Source organism: Companilactobacillus paralimentarius DSM 13238 = JCM 10415 (assembly GCF_001434985.1).
GTDB classification, from domain to species: domain Bacteria; phylum Bacillota; class Bacilli; order Lactobacillales; family Lactobacillaceae; genus Companilactobacillus; species Companilactobacillus paralimentarius.
Map to the genome: position 1 here is coordinate 1 of NZ_AZES01000098.1, position 5,211 is coordinate 5,211.

The following is a 5,211-nucleotide window of genomic DNA, read 5'->3' on the forward strand; positions in this document are numbered from 1 at the left end:
TGTTTTTATTTTGTCATTTTTCTAAAGTGGCTAACTTGATTATAAAATTCGCCAATCAATATCCATTAGTTTCGGAGAAATAAAAAAGATCAATATGACGTAATTTCTACGTATATTGATCTTTTTATTATTTTTGAAGCTTCATTCTAATCAATTTGTCGATTTCAGTGACCACTAGAACAATAGCTCCAGCGGCGACTGCTAATCCCCATTCAAGGGAGGTGATAGGTCCAGTTGAGAATATTTTTTGCATAAATGGTGTATAAGTTAAAAATAGTTGTAGTAAGATCATCAAACCAACGAAGACAAAAACTTTTGAATTAGAGAATAGTTCTTTCGATAAAGCTAACTTAGGTGTACGAATATTAAATAGATAGAATATTTTACCAATGATTAACGTATTAACCATTGTTGTACTGGATATTACTTCGCCTACACCTTTGTTATTGAGATAAATATCTATAATCAAACTGACAGCCGCAATTAGAATAGCTACATAAGTCATCTGGAAAATATCATGACGACTCATTAATTTACTACCAGTTTTTCGTGGCTTTCGATTCATAATTCCTTCTTCGGCCGGTTCGAATATTAATGCAAATTGTATCGTAATGGCAGAAACCATGTTTATCCATAGTAACTGCGTTGGTTGAAGAGGAATTTCTTGTTTTGTCAGAATTGCATAGGCAACAATTAAACCTTCAGAGAATGAGATAGGTAATAAGTAAAGAATACTCTTTTTGATATTGTCGAAGATTCGACGACCTTCTTTGATGGCAGATGACATGGTTGCAAAGTTATCATCGGTCAAAATCATATCGGCAGAATCTTTGGCAACATCAGTTCCTTTAATACCCATGGCAACGCCGATATCAGCTCTTTTTAAGGCTGGAGCATCGTTGACACCATCACCAGTCATGGCAGTAACTTTGTTGTTCTTTTGCAATGCTTCAATAATTTCTAATTTATTACTAGGAGTTGTTCTAGCAAAAACTTGATTTTTATCAGCAGCAATAATTTTCTCTTCATCTGATAAAGCATCCCATTGAGTACCAGTAATGGCATGGATCTCATCAGCCAGACCTAATCTCTGACCAATTGATTTAGCTGTGATTGCATTATCACCAGTGATCATTTTAACTTCAACACCGGCACTACGCATAATTTTCAATGATTCAATTACCTCTTCACGAGGAGGATCAATGATGGCGACTAAACCTAAAAAGTTGAGTCCGTCGACAATCATTTCATGAGTGATTTTATTTGTCGTAGCGGGTTCTTTCTCATAACCAACGGCGATGACACGTTTACCTTCTTTAGAAAAACGTTCAACTTTAGCTACCCAATTATCGTAGTTAAAATTAGCATCTTGTTTTTTAGCCATAGCCAAAAGTTTATCTGGAGCACCCTTGACGAAGAGAATGCGTTCATTTTGCTTATTTTTAACTAATTTACCAATGTAGCGGTAATCTGAATCAAATGGTAGGATATCAAATTCTTCGAATTCTTGAGGTTGGTCGTAAGTAAATGCTTTGTGATAAAGCGTTAAAAAGGCTCCATCAGTTGGTTCTCCGTTAATGTGCCACTGACCGTTTTCATGTAACAGATCAGTATCATTAGCGTAGTATCCAGCTTGCAAAAGTAATTTTAATTTTGATGTCATTGACACTGGTTTACCTTGGTCCAGGATTTCACCAGTAGGTTCATACCCGGTTCCGCTGACAGTCAACTCTTGATCATCAATTAGAATATCAGTGACGGTCATTTCATTTTTGGTCAGAGTACCGGTTTTATCGGTTGCTACAACGTCAACCGAACCAAGTGTTTCAACCGCTGGCAAAGTTTTAACAATTGTATTTTGCTTTTTGGCCATATCACTAACGCCTTTAGCTAAGATAACCGAAGTAGTAGCTGGCATACCTTCGGGTATGGCACCAACCATCATGGCAACAACGGCTAGAGCTAGGACCGGTAGAGCATAGGTATCAAAAATCAAACCAATGATAAAAATCAAAGCTGAGGCAGCTACAATGGCATAAGAAACTTTTGTTCCTAAGCCATCGATAATTTGCATCAATGGCGTTTTTCTCTGTTTAACGGTGCTAACTTCTTGAGAAATTTTACCAATTTCAGTGTTGGAAGCTGTTCCAACGACTATTCCGCTACCACTACCGTTAGTTACTGCGGTTGAAGCAAAAGCCATATTAGTTTGTTCAGCCAAAGGAATATTCTCAGCAGTTAAAGCTTCGGCTGTTTTAGCAACAGAATTGGATTCACCAGTTAGAGCAGATTCTTGAATTCTTAAATTATCGGAATCAATAATCCTAAGATCAGCTGGTACATTATCACCAGCTTCTAAGAAAACTGTGTCACCAACAACTAACTCTTCAGCAGGAACGTCTTTTCGCTGTCCGTCACGGTAAACAGTAGCTTCAATTGAAAGCATCTGTTTGATTTTTTCCAAAGCGTCAGAAGCATTAGCCTCTTGGTAGTAACCAATAATAGCGTTGATTACAACTACTAATCCAATAATGATTGAATCAGAATAATGACCCATCAATAAGGTAATTATTACTGAGGCGATTAAAACGTAGATGACTATATTGTTAAATTGGCGTAAAAACATTTTCCATTTAGGGGTTCGATGAGATTCTAGTTTATTAGGACCATTCTCGGTTAAACGTTTTTTAGCTTCTGAAGCGGTTAGTCCTTGTTTAAATTCATTTGTATTATATGTTTCTTTGAGTTTTTCAAAGTCTATTTGATAAGGTTTAGGTTTCAATTTACATCTCCTTGTATGTTAAATTTGGGGTCAAAAAAAGCGCATTGCTTATCAGTAATGTGCTAAAACTCAGCTCCTAATTCGATGCAGGAAATATATAAGACTTGTCTTCAGTTAAAGTTCACTCCTTTAAATATCGTAATCTAAAGATATCAGGTCTCATACATCATGTCAATATTAGAGAAACGATTAAATTATTTTAATAATAGACCGTATGGAGTATACCAATGTCGCAAATGTCTAGTCCATTATTTTTATGTAAACGGTTAATTAGTTTACATTTTGATGTTTTGATATAAAGTTCTTGCAGTATTTAATGTATACCAGTATTATTAGTTTTGTTAAAAATGTTTTGTGTTTATAAGGAGGAAAATAGGAAAATGAAAACCTATCTTCAACGAATGGGTCGATCCCTTCAGTTGCCAGTGGCTGTTTTACCAGCTGCAGCGTTACTAGAAGGTATTGGTCACTGGTTACCACAAAATTGGGGTCTATCTCAATTTCTACAAATTGGTGGTACAGCCATCTTAAGTCAATTGGCATTGTTGTTTGCCATTGGATTATCGATCGGGATGTCTAAGGTCAAAGATGGAGCTTCAGCTATGGCTGGGGTGGTTGCTTACATTGTGCCAGTTTATGTACTTTCACCTAAAAATGTCGCTCTATTAAAGGGAATTAATGTTAAAGATGTCAATCCAGCATTCAATGCGATTGCCGGAAATGTCTTTATTGGTATTGTGGCTGGTTTGATTGCCGCAGCTTTGTTTGATCGTTTCCATGAAACCAAATTACCAATGGCTTTATCATTCTTTAGTGGTAAGAGATTAGTACCTATTTTATCTACTTTAGTAATGTTATTGATTTCAGTTGTTTTACTATTTGTTTGGCCATTTCTATATGATGCTTTGATTAGTTTTGGTAAATTTTTCGTTGGATTAGGAGCTGTCGGAGCCGGATTATTCGGTTTCTTCAATCGTTTATTGATTCCAACTGGATTGCATCAAGCCTTGAATCAAGTATTTGAATTTAATATTGCTGGTATCAATGATATTGGTAATTTCTGGGCCAATAAAGGTACTAAAGGTGTTACCGGAATGTATCTAGCAGGTTATTTCCCTGTTATGATGTTCGGACTTCCTGCAGGTGCTTTAGCTATTTATAAAAATGCATTACCAGAACGTAAGAGGGCTACCGCTGGTTTAATGATGGCCGGTGCTTTTGCTTCATTCTTTACAGGTGTTACTGAACCTTTGGAATTCTCATTTATGTTTGTTGCTTGGCCATTATATGTTATTCATGCTGTTTTGACAGGTCTATCGATGTTCTTTGCTGCATTAATGCATTGGACTGCTGGATTTACCTTCAGTGCTGGACTAGTTGATTATATTTTTAGTTTCCATATGCCAATTGCTAACAAGCCTTATATGCTTTTAGTTCAAGGTATTGTAATGGCGTTTATTTATTACTTTGTATTTGATTTTGCTATCAAGAAATTTAATTTAATGACACCTGGTCGTGAACCGATTGATGTCAATAACACTAGTGATCAAAGTGTAGAAGTCGCTACATCCGATGATGATGATAAGTATATGATCGCTGCTAAAAAAATCTATGCAGGTATCGGTGGTCACGATAATATTAAGGTGATCGATAATTGTACAACACGTTTACGTCTTCAATTGGAAGACACAGGTAAAGCTAATAAATCACAAATTATGAGTGCTAACGTTTCAGGAATCAATGTTTTGGATAAGACTAATATTCAAATTGTTGTTGGTACGGAAGTACAATTTGTCGCCGATGCTTTAAAGAAATTGTATGACAATAATGTTGTTGTATCTGCACCAGCTGCTGCTCAAAAGGCACCAGAACCTAAATCAGAACCAGTTAGTGATGTTAAATCTGGTGAAACGGATACTTTCTATAGTGTTGCTAATGGTGAATTGGAAGATATTGAAAAAGTCTCTGATCCAACTTTTGCTCAAAAGATGTTAGGTGACGGTTATGCAGTCGTTCCAACTGATGGCAAGATTGTTGCGCCAGTTGATGGTACAATTACTACTATTTTCCCTACTAAACATGCATTAGGCATTAAAACTGATAATGGACTAGAAGTATTAGTTCATATGGGAATTGATACCGTTCAATTAAAAGGAGAACCATTTGAAATCAAGGTTTCTGATGGTCAAAAAGTTCAACATGGGGATCAACTTGCTCAGGTTGATCTTAAACAAATTACAGATGCAGGTAAGAAGACAGATATGATGGTAATTATAACCAACATGCCAAGTGTCGCTTACATGAAGTATGGTGTCTTGAATCAAGAAGTTAAGTTAGATAAAGAAGTTGTTAAAGTTACAACTAAATAAAAATGGCTCTTTGTCAAATCGTATTGATGAATAGTTTTTGTATAGAAGACAACCTCATGT

2 protein-coding genes are annotated in these 5,211 nt (G+C 35.9%); one reads left to right on the forward strand and one right to left on the reverse strand.

Annotated elements, in window-relative coordinates; translation table 11 throughout:
• Window positions 1-127: 127 nt before the first annotated feature.
• Window positions 128-2,782 carry an HAD-IC family P-type ATPase gene (locus FD33_RS08375; RefSeq protein WP_056955901.1) on the reverse strand — a complete coding sequence of 885 codons (2,655 nt, stop codon included), beginning with the start codon at window positions 2,780-2,782 and terminating at the stop codon, window positions 128-130.
• Window positions 2,783-3,162: 380 nt separating this feature from the next.
• Between FD33_RS08375 and nagE the strand changes: the two genes are divergently transcribed.
• Window positions 3,163-5,151, forward strand: coding sequence for an N-acetylglucosamine-specific PTS transporter subunit IIBC (gene nagE / locus FD33_RS08380; RefSeq protein ID WP_025086269.1), 1,989 nt, complete (start codon window positions 3,163-3,165; stop codon window positions 5,149-5,151).
• Window positions 5,152-5,211: the final 60 nt, after the last annotated feature.

Coding starts and splice junctions, on each gene's coding strand:
- nagE (WP_025086269.1), top strand. CDS start 3,163: ATGAAAACCTATCTTCAACGAATGGGTCGATCCCTTCAGTTGCCAGTG.